Raw genomic sequence first — 16,025 nt, 5'->3', positions numbered from 1 at the left:
GATTGTCTGCGCTGATGCTGCCACACTCCGGTGGTCCGGGGAAGTCAGCGTCGCGACGGTCGACGCGCACCTCGGTCACATGTGTGTCGTGCTGCTCGTCATGGTGGTGACGGCCAGACTGCGAGGGGTGAACGCGGTGGAAGACGACGTGGTGTTCGCGGCGGAGCGGCCGCGTCTGGTGCGGTTGGCCGCACGGGTGCTCGGCGACCCGACGGAGGCCGAGGACGTCGTCCAGCAGGCGTGGCTGCGCCTGCACGCCAACGCCGTGCAGCTCCAGAACCTGCCGGGCTGGCTGACCACGGTGACGACGCGGTTGTGTCTGGACCGGCTGCGCGCGCGGGTACCGCTACCGGTCGAGGACGTCGAGACCGACGCGGCCGCACCCGACCCCGCCGACGACATCGCGTTGGCGGACACCGTCGGGATCGCGCTGCAGGTGGTGCTCGATCGCTTGAGCCCGGCCGAACGGGTTGCCTTCGTGCTGCACGACAGCTTCGGCTTCGATTTCGCCACCATCGCCGAGATGCTCGAGACGTCGCCCGCGGCCGCACGCAAACTCGCCTCGCGGGCGCGGGCGAAGGTGGCGCAGCCGGCGCCACAGGACTCACTGTCCGACTGGGAGGTCGTCGAGGCGTTCCTCGCCGCGGCCCGGCACGGCGAGTTCGACCGGCTGCTCGCGTTGCTCGCACCCGATGCACAGCTCAGTGCCGACGCCGCCGCCATCGCCCTCGGCACCCCGACGCGCATCTCGGGCGCAGCCCAGGTCGCGGAGTTCTTCAACGGCGCCGCGAAGGCAGCCGTGGCGGCCTTCGTGCACGCACGGCCGGGCGCCGCATGGTTCCACCGCGGCGAGGCCAAGGTTGCGTTCGACTTCACGATCGCCGACGCAGTGGTGCGCGGCGTGGTGTTCCGCGCCGAACCGGACACGCTGCGCACGGTGCATCGACGCAACCGGGACGGCTTGTCTACCCGGCCGGCGACGTGATCAAGGCCCAGGATCGGGCCGCTGCGCGACACCGCCGCACCCGCCGGACCGGTCAGCCGGCACCATCGGCGTCGGGGTCGGCGTCGGACAATTCCTCGTCGACGCGCCTTTTGACACGACCAAGACCGGGCAGCGATCCCATGATCTCGTTGAGTCCTCTGGACACGGCCACCAGCTCGGTCAGGTCGGGCGCGACGGTGTGCAGCGTCGCCATCGCAGGCAGCAACTCCTCGTCGATCCGGCGCAGTGTGGATTCGTACTGCAGATAGGCCACCACTGCATCGACCTCGGCCGGCCCGATCCGCTCGGTCACGTACGCCGCCGTCTCGTGCGCTTTCTCCAGCACGGGTTCGTAGCGCTCGACACCGACCCGGGCCCGCTGCTCCAGCGCGCTCACGTCATCGATGAGCCCTCGCGCGGCGCGCTCGGACGACGACACGTCCTCGATGACGGCGCGCAACCGCGCTTCGCTGCGCTCCAGCCGGTCCAGGACGGCCTCGAACCGGTCGATCGCCCGTTGCGCGGCGTCCAGCACGTCCGCGGCCTGGGGGAGCAGGCCGACGAACTTTCGGGCGAAGTCCGGGCCCTGGGTCGCCGCGTCCAACGCGCGAGCAAGCGGATTGGGCGGAGTGCGCATGCGTTTACCTCGATCCGGGCCGACCGGGTCACCGGCAGATCACCGAGCAGGCCCCGCGGATAACTCGTGTCTACCCCGGATGCCGCCCCAGTCGTCCGGATTGCGGTTCGGCGTAGATGCACCAGACTGTGGATCAACGTGGCAGCGACAGGTCGAGCACTCGTCGAGGAGTCGTCATGAGTCATCACGGCACGCACCCGCACGCGTCGGAATGGGCCGACGCCCGCGACACGGTGGGCAAGCTGATCCAGCAGGTCGAACAGACGTTGCAGACCATCGAGTCCGCGCGCCGGCACCTGAACTGGCGCGGCGGTTCGGAACGCTATTACCAGTGGCAGGCCGGGCAGCAGCACCACTACCTGTCCGAGCAGCTGGACTATCTTCGCGAGCTGCACGACTGGCTCGACCGGGCTGCCCGGCATCCCGGCGAGGCCATCCCCCAGCCGCTGACGGTGGGCGCGCGATGAGCGTCACGCCGCAGTCCTGGGCGGCTGCCCTGCTCACGAAGCTGGACGCGCCGGTGAACCGCAACAACATGGTCTCCGTGCTCGCGTGGGAGGAGGCCGAGGGCGGCCATTTCCACAACGGTGCGCACTGGAACCCGCTCAACACGACGCTCGACAGCGCGAAGTACGGCAAGTTGCCAGGCAACTCCGCCGGCGTCGCCGTCTACCCCGACTACCAGACGGGGTTACGCGAGACGGCATCGACGCTGCGCGAATCCGACTACGCAGGCGTCTTGCACGACCTGCGGTCCGGTGCAGCCCCGGCGAAGACCACTGCGGCCGTGGCGGCCTCGCCGTGGGGGACATGGCACGGCAGCTCACCGGCCCCGAACGTGCAGACCGCCGCTGCTCAGGTGCGCGAGCACCCGGGCTGGATCACCGATCAACAAGGCGGCGGCAAACACCACGACCCGAAGCACCACAACCAGCACCACAAGCACGACGGGCCGCCGAACCCGGGAGCTCCGTCCACCAGGCATGACATGGTTGTGCTCGACCTGCCCGAACTCGACCGGCTGCGCGGCAAGTACCAGCACGCAAGCACGGACATTGCCGGCGTTCGCGCGCAGTTGACCCGCACGCAGCTGCAGCTCGCGGCACCGATCGCCAGCCTGTCCGAGGACTACCTGCGCGACAACATCAACGGCCTGTTCGAGTGGCTCACCGCTGCGAAGCAGAGCCTGGACAGCAACGCGCGGCAGTTGAACGACATCTCCGAGTACTGCCGCTCGATCCATACCCTGGCCGAGAAGGCCGACGCGCATGGACCCGGCCACGGTGGCCCGGGCGTCGCGCAGCGATTCGTCAAGGAAAATCCGCGCCCGAAGCACGCACCGCAGGGATGGGAAGCCGTGGTCGCCGCCCTGCACGGCGGCCGGATCGAGCGCACCGAACACAGTGCTCCGAAGGGCGCATCCCGCCGCGCCGAGGCGGTGGTCAAGCTGGCGAAGACGCAGCACACGGAGGAGACCTATTACGACCGCACGAAGTACGGCGCGTGGTTCGGTGACAACGGCGTCGCCTGGTGCGGCATCTATGTGTCCTGGGTGTTCGCGCACGCAGGCACGCCGCTGCCACCCATCGACGGGCCGCGCGGCTTCGACTCGGTGAGCAACGCGATCAAGTACGCCTCCGCGCACCACCAGCTGGAAGGCGAGCCGCACGTCGGCGACATCTTCTTGTACAAGGACGGCCAGCACACCGGGATCGTCACCAAGGTCAACGCGGACGGCAGTTTCCAGACCTCCGAGGGAAACGCCGGGCCGGGGGACCTGCGCGTCGTTCAGGGCCATCGCGCCAACGACGGCACTTACGACTTCTGGAAGCCCTACCCCAAGGCGACGTGACGCGGGCGAGTCCCGACCGGAGCTCGCCAATGCTGTTGATCGTTAGAGAACTTGACAGTGGGGAAACATGATCTCAACTGTCCAGGTGAGGTAGGGAGAAACCGATGCGGATCGGTGGCGCGCTGTTCGTGATCGCGCTCGGAGCGGTGCTCAAGTTCGCCGTGTCGACGCAAAGCAGTCACGGGGTCAACTTCCAGACCGTCGGGCTCATCCTGCTGATCGTCGGCGCCGTCTGGCTGGTCGCCGAGATCGTTTACGCGACAGCTCGCCGTCGTACCGACGTCGTGCACCGCGGCCCGTACGGTGCCACCCGCACCACGGTCGCCGAGCCGCCGCCCGTGGACTACCCGTACTGATCGATTCGAACCTGTCCGCGGGACAGGTCGGGAGTGCGGTCCGGCCTGCCGCATACTGTGCGTCGTGACCGTCTCTGTTGCCGACGTCCGGCGTGCGATGACCGAGCTCGGCACGTTGCGCTTCGGCGAGACGCAGGTCGACGAGGCCATGCACCAGATCGTCATGACCACTCACCAGATCTTCGACGTGGACGGCGCCGGCCTCATGCTGGTCGACGACGAGGATCGTCTGCGCAATGTGGCCGTCTCCGACACCCGGTTCGAACACCTCGAGCGCGTGCAGCTCGAGCACGACGAGGGTCCGTGCATCTCGTCGTTCCGCGACAGGGAACTCGTCTGCGTCGAGGATCTGCGCACGGACGAGCGGTGGCCGGCGTTCGCGTCGACGGCATTGTCGAGCGGCATCTGCGCGGTGCTGGCCAGCCCGATTCCGTACAACCAGCAGGCCATCGGCGTCGTCGGCGTCGTGTCCGAGGATCGCCACCCGTGGTCCCCCGAGGGTGAGCTGGCGCTGCTTGCCTTCACAGATCTCGCCGCGCTGCTCATCGCGAGCATGGTGCAGGCCGAGGAGCAGGGTGCGCTCGCCACGCAACTGCAGGGCGCACTGGACTCGCGCGCGGCGATCGAGCAGGCCAAGGGCGTGCTCATGCATCAGCACGGGATCTCGGCGCGCGAGGCGTTCGACCGGATTCGCAGCCAGGCCCGTACCGAACGTCGCAAGGTCCGCGACATCGCCGTACAGATCGTCGACAACGGCCGCAGTTGACTTGCGCCCGGCACCGGGGCGTGCATACTGAGTAGGTCATCGCCGCCCGGACCCCGCGGCTATTCACCGCTTGTGCCCGACCCTCGCGCCCCAAGCGCCTTCTGGTCGAGCAGCAGCGGTTGAGGTAGGGGGTTCCACCATGATCGTCCTCGGCATTGTGCTGCTGATTATCGGATTCGTAGCCAAGATCGCCATCGTCTGGACGCTGGGCATCATCGCTGTCGTCATCGGCGCGATTCTCGCGTTGCTCGGCTTCGTCGGGCACGAGGTCGGCGGTCGCCGGCACTACTACTGACCGCCCGGATCGCGGGGCTACCGATGCACCCCCGTCACCGCTAGCCCCCGGATCGCCAGGCCCGCCGGTGCACCCCCGTCACCGGCGGGCCTCGGCCCCCTTCGTATGCGGTTCGACTGCGTCGTCGGCGTCTTCGGCAAGGTCGTGCAGATCGTGCGGCAGCTTGTTCAAGTGCGCCGAGCGCACCACGTCGATCGTCGGCTTGAGCGCGAACAAGATCGAGCCGACGAGGAACAGCCAATCGGCCTGAATGGTCAGGTCGGCGAAGAAGAAGAACGCGCTACCTATGACGAAGCACGCAGCCGCGCCGAAATCGACGAGCGTCCGGACTATCTGATAACGCCAGAACATCGCGGCATGTGCGGGAGTGAGGTCCGCCAGTCGCGGATCGAGGAGTCTCATAATGTCTGCTGATACCCGTCTGACGTCCTGGGCCGCGGCGTGCCTTCGGTGAAGCTGGCCCTGCGCGCCGACCGTGCCACCGATCTCGACGTGGATGTCATCGTCCACGATCGCGACAGCGTGACCGTTGCGCTGATCGGTGAGCTCGACGTGTCGAACACCGCTGTGGTCGACCGTGTGTTGCGTGAGCAGGCCGCGCTCGGCCGTCTGTTCGTGCGGGTCAATCTGTCCGGCGTGACCTTCTGCGATTCCGCAGGCCTGCTCGTGCTCGTCGAGGCGCACAATCGCCAACTCGCGTGCCACGGGACGTTGGTGCTGACCGGTGTCGCGCCGATCATCGCGCGGTTGCTGGCGATCAGCCACCTCGACGAGGCACTGTTCGTCGCCGACGGGCCGGGGGAGCCGCCGCACGTACGAAAGCCGTGCCGACCCGCCGCACGGGCCCGATGACGCGTGGAACTCGAACGCATCGCCGTGCAAAGCATCGAGGACCTGGCCGAGGAGTTCGCCGAACTGCCGGTGGACGTCGTGGCCCGGGCGGTCTGCGACCACGCTGACGGCCTCGAGAACGGCGCGCTGGCCGACGTCCGTGGCGAGCTGGACGCCGAGCGGCAGAGACGCACCTGACATCCAGCCCGCCGCGATCCGGGGTACACCTTGAGGTGATGACCTCACTCGTGGGCGTGTCGGCGGTCCTGCCGCGGCACCGCTATCCCCAGGAAGAGCTGACCGACAAGTTCGCCGAACTCGTGCTCACCGGCCAGGGTCGCTCCCACGCGCTCGTACGCCGACTGCACAACAGCTCGCGCGTCGGCACCCGGCACCTGGCGTTGCCGATCGAGCGGTACGCCGAGCTGGACGGGTTCACCGACGCCAACGACGCGTTCCTCGGTGCGGCGACGGATTTGGGCGCCACGGCGGTGGTCCAGGCACTCGAGGAAGCCGGCCTGACCCCCGCCGACGTCGACTTCATTGTCTCGACGACGGTCACCGGCGTGGCCGTGCCCTCGCTCGAGGCGCGGATCGCGGCCCGCATCGGGTTACGCCCGGACGTCAAGCGCATCCCGATGCTCGGCCTCGGCTGCCTGGCCGGCGCCGCCGGCATAGCGCGGGTGCACGATCTGCTGCGCGGCGCGCCGGACGCGGTGGCCGTGCTCGTGTCGGTGGAGCTGTGCTCGCTGACCGTGCAGCGCGGCGACGAGAGCACCGCGAACATGGTGGCGTCCGGGCTGTTCGGCGACGGCGCGGCGGCAGTGGTGGCCGTCGGCGCCCAGCATCCGTCTGCGACGTCCGGCACGGCAACAAACGTCCCGCGTGTCGTGGACTCGGTCAGCCACCTGTACCCGAACACGGACCGCGCGATGGGCTGGGACGTCGGTTCGCAGGGTTTCAAGATCGTGCTCGGTGCCGAGGTGCCCGACCTGGTCGTCGAGTACCTGGCCGACGACGTCGCCGCGCTGCTCGACCGGCACGACCTGACGATGTCCGACATCAGCCGATGGATCTCCCATCCGGGCGGACCGAAGGTCATCGAGGCGATCGAGAAGGTGCTGGGGTTGTCCGACGACGACCTGGCGATGACCTGGAACTCGTTGAACTCGATCGGCAACCTGTCCTCGGCGTCCGTGCTGCACGTCCTGCGCGACACCCTCGACCAGCGACCGGCGCAGCGCGGCGACTGGGGCCTGCTGATGGCCATGGGCCCGGGTTTCGCCGCCGAGCTCGTCCTGCTGCGCTGGTGACCGGACCGTGCTGAGCCAGTGGCTCTACACCGGTCTGGTGGCCCTGGTCGGGCTGGAACGGCTGGCCGAACTCGTCGTCGCCAAGCGCAACCTCGAGTCGAGCTTGAGCCGAGGTGGGCGGGAGTACTCGTTCGGGCACTACCCGGCGATGGTCGCGCTCCATACCGGGCTGCTCGCCGGCTGTGTGCTCGAGGTCTGGCTGGCCGACCGGACCTTCGTGCCCGGCCTCGGCTGGCCGATGCTCGCGCTGGTGCTCGCCGGGCAGGCACTGCGGTGGTGGTGCATCCGCACCCTGGGTCCGCAGTGGAACACCCGCATTGTGGTCGTGCCCGGACTCCGACGCGTCGAGGGTGGGCCCTACCGGTGGTTCAGTCACCCGAACTACGTCGCCGTGGTGATCGAGGGGCTCGCCCTGCCGCTCGTCCATTCGGCATGGATCACCGCGATCGCCTTCACCGCGCTCAACGCGCTGCTGCTGAGCGTGCGCATCCACGCGGAGAACCTCGCCCTGCGTGAGGTCTACGCATGAGCCCGGCTGCGCAGTACGACGTCGCGATCGTGGGCGGCCGGTGTGCCGGCGCACCGCTCGCGGTCCACCTCGCCCGGCTCGGGTTGCGCGTGTGCGTGCTCGACCGCGCGCATTTTCCGAGCGACACGCCGTCCACGCACATCATCCAGCCGCGGGGCACTGCCGCGCTCGAGCGGCTCGGCGCGCGTGCCGCGCTGGACGCCGCCGGCGCCGCGCCGCTGCGCCGGTACACGCTGCTCTATGACGGCGTGACGCTCGACGCCGACCTGTGTGACCCGCGTGCCGACCGGCACCTGTCGACCGGCAACACCCCGGGACTGTGCGTGCGCCGCACCGTGCTGGACGAGGTGCTGCTGCGAGCTGCTGCGGATGCCGGTGCCGACGTGCGCACGCGGACCGCCGCCACCGCACTGCTGCGCGACGGCGAGCGCGTGAGCGGTGTGCGTACCGCGGCCGGTGACGTGCGGGCACGGGTCGTGGTCGGCGCGGACGGGCGGAAGTCGTTCGTGGCGCGCGAGGTCGACGCTCGCGAGTACGCGGTCTACCCGGCGCCGCGGATGGCCGCGTGGGCCTACTTCGAGGGCGCGGCCGACGACGGCGGCAGGCTGCGGATCGGGCGCATCGGCACCAGCGCGCTGCTCGCCTGCCCGACCGACGGCGGCCTGCAGCTGGCCGGCGTCGTCCCGGCCATCAGCCAGCGCACGGCATTCCTCGCCGATCGCGACAAGGCCTTTGCGACCGAGCTGCGCCGCTGGCCCGCGCTCGCCGGGGTGCTCGACGGCGCCGAGCGCGTCGGGCCGATGCGGGTCGTGCCGGACTGGCGCGGCTACCTCCGCAGCGCCACGGGCCCTGGCTGGGTGCTGACCGGCGACGCGGGCAACTTCAAGGACCCGTCCGCCGCGCAGGGCATCACCGACGCGCTGCGGCAGGCCGAGACGCTGTCGTCCGCGCTCGTCCGCGGCCTGGACGCCGACGGCGACCCCGACCACGAGCTGCGGCAATGGGGACGCTGGCGCGACAAGGACTGCCGCGACATGCACTGGTTCGCCGCGGGGATGGCCGCAGCGGGCCCGGCCGGGCCGGTCATGCGCGAGATGATCCGCGATGTCGCCGAGCGCGACGGCGGCCTGCCGTTCGCCGCGCTGCTCAACCGCGATCTGCGCAGCACCGATCTGCTCACCGCCCGTCGGGCCGGGTCCGCCGTCCTGCGTGCGGTGAGCAGCGGGCCCGCGGCGATCCGGCCGGTGACCCGCGACGTGGTCCGGCTGGCGCGCGAGCAGGCGCGCGCCGTCCTGCCCCAGCGCTAGCCCGCCTGGTCGGCGGCGACCCAGGTCGTGATGGGTAAGAGCTGCGCATGGATCAGGCGTGGATCGTGGACCACCCGCGTCCGATCGACGACGGCCCGTTGCGGCGCATCGAGCGCGAGGTGCCGCAGCCCGGTGCGGGCCAGGTACGCGTGCGCGTCGTGTGCTGCGGCGTGTGCCGGACCGACCTGCACCTCGCCGAGGGTGATCTGGCACCCCACCGGCCGCGGACGACGCCGGGGCACGAGATCGTCGGAGTCGTGGACGCGGTCGGCGACGGCGTGCGCCGGTTCAGCGAGGGCGACCGCATCGGCGTCGCGTGGCTCGCCGGCACGGACGGCACCTGCGCCTACTGCCGCAGCGGGCGGGAGAACCTGTGCCGCGAGCCCGTCTTCACCGGCTGGGACGTCGACGGCGGCTACGCCGACCATTGCCTGGCCGACGAGGCATTCGTCTACCCGCTGCCGGACGCGATCGACGACGAGCAGGCCGCGCCGCTGCTGTGTGCGGGCATCATCGGGTATCGCGCGCTGCTGCGCGCCGACGTCCCGCGCGGTGGGTCACTCGGCATCTACGGCTTCGGCGGGAGCGCCCACCTGACGGCGCAGCTCGCGCTGCACGAAGGCACCCGCGTGCATGTGTTGACTCGCGGCGCCGGAAACCAGGACCTCGCCCGTCGGCTGGGCGCCGACTCGGTCGGCGGCGCGGACGATGAGCCGCCCGAACCGCTGGACAGCGCGATCCTGTTCGCGCCGGCCGGCGAGCTCGTGCCGGTGGCCCTGCGCGCGCTCGCGCCGGGCGGCACGCTGGCCGTGGCCGGCATCTGGCTGTCCGACATCCCGCCGCTGGACTACGCCGCCGAGCTGTTCGAGGAGCGCCAGCTGCGCAGCGTCACCGCCAACACCCGCGCCGACGGCGAGCAGTTCCTGCGCCTCGCCGCGCGGCACGGCATCCGCGCCACCACGACCGCCTATCCGATGGCCGAGGCCGACCGTGCCCTTGCCGACCTCGCGCACGGCCGGTTCAGCGGCGCCGCCGGCCGCCACACCTGCCCCTCCCGCCCCGGCCCCTGTACCTCGCTCGCCCGCCGGGATGGTGGCGACGCGGGGGCCCGACGCGGACCATCCCGGGGGGGAAGGCGGGTTGGGGCCGTCAGCGGACGGTGATCGTCACCGTGGCAGTGGTGGTGCTGGCCGGCAGCCGGTCGGTGTGCACGGCCAGGTACTCGCCGTCGTCCTGCTGCCCGTTCGGCAGGATCTTCGCGTGCACGCCGAACGGCGGGGTGTCCTGCGCCGTGCCGTCGATGCCGAAGTCGTTGTCGTTGCTCAGCACCAACGTCCGGCCGCCGTGCAACGCGGCAACGCCCTCGATCTTGTCATGGCCGAAGAACCCGCCGGTCGGGTCCAGGCCGGTCACCAGGCCGCCCACGTCCACCGCCAGGGACTTGCCGACCGGCGTGATGTGCGCGGCCGCCAGGTCGCTCGCCGCCGCAGCGGTCGTCGTGTCGTTCTGGGTGTAACCCTCGATCGTCTGCTTGGTCGAGCCGATCAGCAGGCCGCCGTGGCCGGCGTCGTAGGTCGCTCCCGGCACCGACGCCTGCGGCCCGACGTCCGTGGCGCCGGACAGGTCGATCTTGAAGAGCTTCTTGTACGCGTTCGGCTCGAAATTGCCGTCGCGCTCGTCGACGAGGAACGACGTGTTCGACAACGCGGTGATCTCGCTGACCGCGCCGCTGTTCGTCTTCGGGTCGTCGAGCAGGTAGACGTACTCGTGCTCGGCGAACGTCCGCAGGTCGACGGTCACGATGCGCAGCGGCGCGACGTTGCCCGGCTTCTTCGTCAGGTCGGGCTGCTGCAGCGCCGACTGCATGATGCCGACGAGAGTGTGGCCGTCGGGCGTGATCGTCAGACCCTCCATGCCCTTGTTCGGCACCCGGTTGGCGAGTTCGCGAGGCAGCGAGTGGTCGAACGGCGAGAGGCGGCCGATCTGCCGGCCGTTGCGGTCGAAGTGCGTGATGAACGGCCCGTACTCATCCGATACCCAGAACGTCCCGTCGGGAAGTGCCACCAGACCCTCCGGGTCGTATCCCGTGTCCGAGCAGGGCAGCACCGTGCCATCGTTGTCGGTGATCGTCTCGCCGGTGCTGGCCTGGCAGTTCACCTGCCCGTCGTAGGGCGTGCCATCGGCCGCGTGCAGGTCGATCTTGCGCAGCAGATCGGCCTTGCCGTCGTGCAGCTTGAACTTGCCGATCGCCGGCGTGAAGTCCGGTAGTGGCTCGACCTTGGTGCCGTTCGGGCCGTCGACGTTCGGGCCGCGGTCGGTGAGGCCGTAGAACTCGTCGCTGCGGCCCGGCACGCGCGCGAGGGACGACCCGTACGCGCCCGCCGTGACCGGCACGCCGCCGATCGTCGCCAGCGGGGGCAGGTGCGTGCGGAAGAGGTCGACGGCGTCGCTCGTCGTGTACTGGAAGGTGTCGGTGCCGGTGAAGCCGGCGTCCGGCGTGTAGGCGAACGCGCCGTCCGGCTGCAGGGACAGCTTGCCGTGCGCGGGGACGGTGTTGCGCACGACCGTGGTCAGGGAGTTCGGGTCGTTCGCGAACACGCCGCGACCGCGAACCGTCAGCGTGCTGTCGTGGCGCACGCGGTAGCTGTCCGGCCGCGCGGATGCCGCACGGTGCGGACCGGCGCTGGCGTTCGCCAAGCCGGTCGCCAGGGTGAAGGTGGTGGCGAGCGCGACGCCCGCACCGACGATCTTCGGTTTGCTGATGTGCATCGGTCACTCCTCGACGAGCGGTGGTCTGCGCCAACCCTCGCCAGGTCTGGTGTCCGTTCGCCGACACCAGGGCGACCAGAACGTGAACTAACCGGTAGGTGATTGACTGTGCGCGTGCACGAGATTCACGAACGCGAGGTGAAGTTCGAGGTACCGGACGGGTGGTCCGTACCGGACGTCAGCACCCTCGGTCCGGACGGCGCCACCGTCGAGCAGCATCAGCAGGAGCTGCACACCACCTACTTCGACACCGAGGACTACGACCTGTTGCGCGGGCACATCACGCTGCGGCGACGCACCGGTGATGCCGACGAGGGCTGGCACCTCAAGATCCCTGCCGGCAAGCAGGCCCGCGACGAGATCCACGAGTCGCTGGACGACAGCACCGAACCGCCCGCCGCACTGAGCGACCTCGTCGTCGGCCTCACCGGCGGGGCGGCATTGCGGCCAATCGCGATCCTGCACACCCGGCGCACGGCCTATCGGTTGGCCGACCCGAACGCCACCGTCCTGCTCGAGGTCGCCGACGACCACGTCGATGCGACGGCGCTGGGCCGCCCCGCGACGATGCGCCAGTGGCGCGAGGTCGAGGTCGAGCTGGTGGACGGCGATGCGTCGCTGCTCAAGCAGGCCGGCCGCCGACTAATCAAGTCCGGGGCGAGCGAGTCGACATCGCGCTCGAAGCTCGCGCGCGCTCTGGCCGCCGATGACGAGCCACCCACGCCCGCGGCCAAGCGCGCCGGCGACTCGCTGCACGAGGTGATCGGCGGGTTCGTCCGCGAGCAGTGCGACGTCATCGTCCGCACCGACGTGGACCTGCGGCGCGACCACAACGTCGTGCACGTCGCACGCGTCGGCACCCGCCGGCTGCGCAGTGTGCTGCGCGTCTTCGCGCAGGAGTTCGACGCCGAGCGCGCCCGCGCGCTGGAGAGCGAGCTGCGCTGGTACGGCGGTCTGCTCGGCGCGGTGCGCGACTGTCAGGTGTTGCGCGAGCGGCTGCGCGCCGCGGTGTCCGCCTTGGCGCCGGAGATCGTGCTGGGGCCGGTGCAGGCCCGCATCGAGGAGTCGTTGTCGACCCGCGAGCGGGACGCCCGACGGACCCTGGCCGAGGCCCGGTCCGGGGAGCGGTACCGGGCGCTGCTCGCCACGCTGCGATCGTGGTCGCAGGAGCTGCCCTGGGTGACGCCCGATCGGCGCAGCCATGACCTCGCCGACTATCTCGAGGCGGCCGAACGCAAGGTCAACAAGCGGCTCAAGAACGCGCGCAGCGCACCGGATCCCGAAGAGGCGCTGCACCGGGCCCGCAAGGCCGGCAAGCGTGCCCGCTACGTCGCCGAACTGGCCGAACCGGTGCTCGGCAAGCAGGCCCGCAACCTGGTCAAGCGGCTGAAGTCGCTGCAGGACGAGCTCGGCGACCTGCAGGACAGCGTGGTGGCCACCGAGTTCCTGCGGCTGGCCGGCGCGCGGGCGGGTACGACCCCGGGCGAGAACGGCTTCACCTTCGGCATTCTCTGGGCACAGGAACAGGAGGCGGCGCGCATGGCCGTGCGATCAGCGCCGAAGCGTCTTGGCTAAGCGCGCCAAGGCCGATGACCGGTTGGTGGTCCGCGATTCCGAGGTGCACGGCCGCGGGGTGTTCGCCGGCCGCGCGATCAGTGCCGACGAGGAGCTCATCCACTACGGCGGTCGGGTCATCTCGTGGGACGAGGCGCAGGACCGCTGGGCCGACGGCGAGCAGGACGACGACCACACGTTCTTCTTCGACCTCGGCGACGGCCGCGTCATCGACGGCGACCAGGACGGCAACGACGCGCGGTGGATCAACCACGGTTGCCAGCCCAACTGCGAGACGACCGACGAGGACGGCCGGATCGTGATCCGTTCGCTGCGCAAGATCAAGCGCGGCGAGGAGCTGTTCATCGACTACCAGTTGACGATCGAAGGCAAGGTCACCAAGAAGCTGCGCAAGCAGTACGCGTGCCGCTGCGGCGCCAAGAAGTGCCGCGGGACGATGCTCGCCGGCTGAGTGCACCACCGGGCGAACCGCCCCGACACGTGTCGGCGGGCGCGAGTAGGTTGGAGGCGTCCTCGAGGTACGGGTTGAAGTCACAGCCGGGCTCGGACGACCCGAGAGTGATCACCGTGAACATTTCGACCTGCCTGGCGCCATGACGGCGACCGGTATCAACGTCGCAGAACTTGTCAGTTTCCTGCTCGCGCGCATCGACGACGACGAAGCAGAGATCGCCCGCCTGCAGCGCAAGGCCCGTGCCGCACATGCGCAGGACGGCGCGTCCGACGCTTCCGTGCTGTCGCTGCGGCGCATCCGCCAGGACTGCCGGGCCAAACGCAAGGTGATCGGTGCGGCACAGCAACTGATCGTCTTCCGTGATCTGCCGAACGAGCACCAGGTGCGCGAAGAGGCGTGGCGGACGCTACGCGCGTTGGCGTCGACCTACGCACACCACATCGGCTACCGCGGCGAGTGGACCTGAGCCGCAGGCAGCTTCAGCGCGCGCGCACGACGTCGGCGACGGCCTGCTGCCAGGGGCGCGGTGCGCTGAGCCCGGCTGCGGTCCACGACCGCGTGGTCAACACCGACCATGCCGGACGTGGTGTCGCGAAGGCGTAGGACGCGGAATCGATGGCCTCCACCCGGGACGGGTCCGCGCCCGCGAGGCGGAAGACCTCGCGAGCGAGATCACACCAGGACGCCTGTCCGGCATTGACGTAGTGCACGATGCCCGGAAGATCGCCGGGCGCGCGGCCGAGCTCGACCAGCGCCGCGCCGAGGTCGGCCGCCGTCGTCGGGCTGCCGATCTGGTCGTCGACGACGGTGAGGCGCTCGCGCTCGCCCTCGAGGCGCAGCATCGTGTCGATGAAATTCGGCCCGGGCCCGCCGCACACCCAGGCGGTGCGCACGATGCACGACCCCTGCGGCCGCTGCGCGCGCACCGCCTGCTCGCCGGCCAGCTTGGTGCGCCCGTACACCGTGCGCGGACCGGTCGGGTCGTCGACGTCGTAGGGCGCGCTCGCCGTGCCGTCGAAGACGTAGTCGGTCGACACGTGCAGCAGCCGGGTCGATGCACCGGTCAGTTCCTCGGCCAGCACCTGCGGGCCGGTCGCGTTCGCGCGGTGCGCCGCGTCTGCCTCGTTCTCGGCCGCGTCGACCTTCGTGTACGCGGCCGTGTTGACGACGACGTCCGGTTGCACCCGATCGAGCACCGCGCGTACCGAGGCGGCATCGGCGATGTCGAGTTCGGCACGGCTGCACGCGGTGACGTTCGCGTCGAGCTCACGCAGCCGCGCGACCACGTGCGTGGCCACCTGCCCGCCCGCGCCGGTGACCAACCAACCGCTCACTGACCGGCCCGCGCGTAACGCGCCTCGATCTCGTCCTTGGCGCCGGACCACCACGACTGGTTGTCGGCGTACCAGCGGATGGTGTCGGCCAGGCCGGCGCGCAGATCGGCGTGCTGCGGCGACCAGCCGAGCTCGGTGCGCAACTTGCTCGCGTCGATCGCGTAGCGCAGATCGTGTCCGGCGCGGTCGGTGACGTGGTCGTACGCGTCGGCCGGCTGGTCCATCAGCTCGAGGATGGTCTCGAGCACCTGCTTGTTGTTCGCCTCGCCGTCGGCGCCGATCAAGTACGTGTCGCCGATCCGGCCGCGGTCGATGATCGTCCACACCGCGGCGTTGTGGTCGTCGACGTGGATCCAGTCGCGCACGTTCTCGCCGGCGCCGTAGAGCTTCGGCCGCAGCCCGCTGAGCACGTTCGTGATCTGGCGCGGGATGAACTTCTCGATGTGCTGGTACGGGCCGTAGTTGTTCGAGCAGTTCGAGATCGTCGCCTGCACGCCGAACGAGCGCACCCACGCGCGCACGAGCAGGTCCGATCCGGCCTTCGTTGCGCTGTACGGGCTGGACGGGCGGTACGGCGTCTGCGGGGTGAACCGCTGGGGATCGTCGAGTTCGAGGTCGCCGTACACCTCGTCGGTGGAGATGTGGTGCAGCCGGACGCTGTGCCGGCGGACCGCCTCGAGCAGCGTGAACGTGCCCACGAGGTTGGTCTGCACGAACGGCGACGGGTCGCGCAGCGAGTTGTCGTTGTGCGACTCGGCCGCGAAGTGGACCACGATGTCGGTGTCCGCGACGAGCTTGTCGACCAGGGCGGCGTCGGCGACGTCACCCACGACCAGCTCGATGCGGTCGCGCACGGCGTCCAACGACGACTCGCTCGCCGCGTAGGTCATCGCGTCCAACACCACGATCGAGTCGTCCGGGCGATGGGCGACGGTGTGGTGGACGAAGTTCGCGCCGATGAAACCGGCGCCACCGGTGATCAGTACCCGCACGCCGGGCATTCTCCCACGACGGCCTCGTCG

The 16,025-nt window shown here is 70.1% G+C and carries 20 protein-coding genes; 15 read left to right on the top strand and 5 right to left on the bottom strand.

Annotation, left to right across the window (positions count from 1 at the left end; all coding sequences use genetic code 11):
- Window positions 1–136 precede the first annotated feature (136 nt).
- Window positions 137–985: a sigma-70 family RNA polymerase sigma factor gene (locus ACFFCN_RS06805; RefSeq protein WP_375490408.1), complete on the top strand. Its 849-nt coding sequence runs from the start codon at window positions 137–139 to the stop codon at window positions 983–985.
- A 52-nt stretch (window positions 986–1,037) separates the two neighbouring features.
- Here the strand turns inward: ACFFCN_RS06805 and ACFFCN_RS06800 are convergent, their stop codons facing one another.
- Window positions 1,038–1,622, bottom strand: coding sequence for a hypothetical protein (locus tag ACFFCN_RS06800; protein ID WP_375490388.1), 585 nt, complete (start codon window positions 1,620–1,622; stop codon window positions 1,038–1,040).
- Window positions 1,623–1,798: 176 nt separating this feature from the next.
- Here ACFFCN_RS06800 and ACFFCN_RS06795 point away from each other — a divergent pair, with 176 nt between their 5' ends.
- The 5 genes from ACFFCN_RS06795 (at window position 1,799) to ACFFCN_RS06775 (ending at window position 4,891) form a co-directional block, all read left to right on the top strand.
- Window positions 1,799–2,089 carry a hypothetical protein gene (locus tag ACFFCN_RS06795; protein WP_375490387.1) on the top strand — a complete coding sequence of 97 codons (291 nt, stop codon included), beginning with the start codon at window positions 1,799–1,801 and terminating at the stop codon, window positions 2,087–2,089.
- Window positions 2,086–3,474 carry a CHAP domain-containing protein gene (locus ACFFCN_RS06790; RefSeq protein ID WP_375490386.1) on the top strand — a complete coding sequence of 463 codons (1,389 nt, stop codon included), beginning with the start codon at window positions 2,086–2,088 and terminating at the stop codon, window positions 3,472–3,474. The genes ACFFCN_RS06795 and ACFFCN_RS06790 overlap by 4 nt, the downstream gene beginning before the upstream one ends.
- A gap of 104 nt (window positions 3,475–3,578) precedes the next feature.
- Window positions 3,579–3,830: a DUF6458 family protein gene (locus ACFFCN_RS06785; RefSeq protein ID WP_375490385.1), complete on the top strand. Its 252-nt coding sequence runs from the start codon at window positions 3,579–3,581 to the stop codon at window positions 3,828–3,830.
- Window positions 3,831–3,894: 64 nt separating this feature from the next.
- Window positions 3,895–4,596: an ANTAR domain-containing protein gene (locus tag ACFFCN_RS06780; RefSeq protein WP_375490384.1), complete on the top strand. Its 702-nt coding sequence runs from the start codon at window positions 3,895–3,897 to the stop codon at window positions 4,594–4,596.
- Between the two features lie 139 nt (window positions 4,597–4,735).
- Window positions 4,736–4,891 (top strand): DUF6131 family protein, encoded by a 156-nt coding sequence (locus ACFFCN_RS06775; RefSeq protein WP_375490383.1) that lies wholly within the window; start codon window positions 4,736–4,738, stop codon window positions 4,889–4,891.
- Between the two features lie 78 nt (window positions 4,892–4,969).
- Here ACFFCN_RS06775 and ACFFCN_RS06770 read toward each other — a convergent pair whose 3' ends face one another.
- A complete protein-coding gene (locus tag ACFFCN_RS06770) occupies window positions 4,970–5,401 on the bottom strand; it encodes a YrhK family protein (protein ID WP_375490382.1) in 432 nt (143 codons plus the stop codon).
- 12 nt (window positions 5,402–5,413) lie between these two features.
- On the opposite strand from ACFFCN_RS06770, the gene ACFFCN_RS06765 reads away from it, so the two are divergent.
- Genes ACFFCN_RS06765 through ACFFCN_RS06740 form a run of 6 tightly spaced genes read left to right on the top strand, consistent with a single transcriptional unit; the run spans window position 5,414 to window position 10,034 of the window.
- The gene (locus ACFFCN_RS06765) at window positions 5,414–5,743 is read left to right on the top strand and encodes an STAS domain-containing protein (RefSeq protein WP_375490381.1); all 330 of its coding nucleotides are present in this window, start codon (window positions 5,414–5,416) and stop codon (window positions 5,741–5,743) included.
- A gap of 3 nt (window positions 5,744–5,746) precedes the next feature.
- On the top strand, window positions 5,747–5,920 hold the full coding sequence (locus tag ACFFCN_RS06760) for a hypothetical protein (protein WP_375490380.1): 174 nt from the start codon (window positions 5,747–5,749) through the stop codon (window positions 5,918–5,920).
- Between the two features lie 38 nt (window positions 5,921–5,958).
- Window positions 5,959–7,035, top strand: coding sequence for a type III polyketide synthase (locus ACFFCN_RS06755; protein ID WP_375490379.1), 1,077 nt, complete (start codon window positions 5,959–5,961; stop codon window positions 7,033–7,035).
- A 10-nt stretch (window positions 7,036–7,045) separates the two neighbouring features.
- A complete protein-coding gene (locus tag ACFFCN_RS06750; RefSeq protein ID WP_375490407.1) occupies window positions 7,046–7,564 on the top strand; it encodes an isoprenylcysteine carboxyl methyltransferase family protein in 519 nt (172 codons plus the stop codon).
- On the top strand, window positions 7,561–8,871 hold the full coding sequence (locus ACFFCN_RS06745) for an NAD(P)/FAD-dependent oxidoreductase (RefSeq protein WP_375490378.1): 1,311 nt from the start codon (window positions 7,561–7,563) through the stop codon (window positions 8,869–8,871). The genes ACFFCN_RS06750 and ACFFCN_RS06745 overlap by 4 nt, the downstream gene beginning before the upstream one ends.
- A 47-nt stretch (window positions 8,872–8,918) precedes the next feature.
- Window positions 8,919–10,034: a zinc-dependent alcohol dehydrogenase family protein gene (locus tag ACFFCN_RS06740; protein WP_375490377.1), complete on the top strand. Its 1,116-nt coding sequence runs from the start codon at window positions 8,919–8,921 to the stop codon at window positions 10,032–10,034.
- Here the strand turns inward: ACFFCN_RS06740 and ACFFCN_RS06735 are convergent.
- Window positions 10,021–11,640, bottom strand: coding sequence for an esterase-like activity of phytase family protein (locus tag ACFFCN_RS06735; protein WP_375490376.1), 1,620 nt, complete (start codon window positions 11,638–11,640; stop codon window positions 10,021–10,023). The two genes, ACFFCN_RS06740 and ACFFCN_RS06735, sit on opposite strands and share 14 nt — an antisense overlap.
- A 114-nt stretch (window positions 11,641–11,754) precedes the next feature.
- Between ACFFCN_RS06735 and ACFFCN_RS06730 the strand changes: the two genes are divergently transcribed.
- The 3 genes from ACFFCN_RS06730 to ACFFCN_RS06720 all read left to right on the top strand — a co-directional run bounded on the left by ACFFCN_RS06730 (window position 11,755) and on the right by ACFFCN_RS06720 (window position 14,135).
- Window positions 11,755–13,215 carry a CHAD domain-containing protein gene (locus tag ACFFCN_RS06730; RefSeq protein WP_375490375.1) on the top strand — a complete coding sequence of 487 codons (1,461 nt, stop codon included), beginning with the start codon at window positions 11,755–11,757 and terminating at the stop codon, window positions 13,213–13,215.
- Window positions 13,208–13,666: an SET domain-containing protein gene (locus ACFFCN_RS06725; RefSeq protein ID WP_375490374.1), complete on the top strand. Its 459-nt coding sequence runs from the start codon at window positions 13,208–13,210 to the stop codon at window positions 13,664–13,666. Before ACFFCN_RS06730 ends, ACFFCN_RS06725 begins: the two co-directional genes overlap by 8 nt.
- Before the next feature lie 142 nt (window positions 13,667–13,808).
- The gene (locus ACFFCN_RS06720) at window positions 13,809–14,135 is read left to right on the top strand and encodes a DUF6221 family protein (RefSeq protein WP_375490373.1); all 327 of its coding nucleotides are present in this window, start codon (window positions 13,809–13,811) and stop codon (window positions 14,133–14,135) included.
- A 13-nt stretch (window positions 14,136–14,148) separates the two neighbouring features.
- Here the strand turns inward: ACFFCN_RS06720 and rfbD are convergent, their stop codons facing one another.
- Window positions 14,149–15,003, bottom strand: coding sequence for a dTDP-4-dehydrorhamnose reductase (gene rfbD / locus ACFFCN_RS06715; protein WP_375490372.1), 855 nt, complete (start codon window positions 15,001–15,003; stop codon window positions 14,149–14,151).
- The gene (rfbB, locus tag ACFFCN_RS06710) at window positions 15,000–15,995 is read right to left on the bottom strand and encodes a dTDP-glucose 4,6-dehydratase (protein WP_375490371.1); all 996 of its coding nucleotides are present in this window, start codon (window positions 15,993–15,995) and stop codon (window positions 15,000–15,002) included. The genes rfbD and rfbB overlap by 4 nt, the downstream gene beginning before the upstream one ends.
- Between the last annotated feature and the right edge of the window lie 30 nt (window positions 15,996–16,025).

Origin of the sequence: uncultured Jatrophihabitans sp., from assembly GCF_964246335.1 — a bacterium.
Classification (GTDB): Bacteria; Actinomycetota; Actinomycetes; order Mycobacteriales; family Jatrophihabitantaceae; genus Jatrophihabitans.
This window is presented reverse-complemented; position numbering and strand designations above follow the sequence as displayed.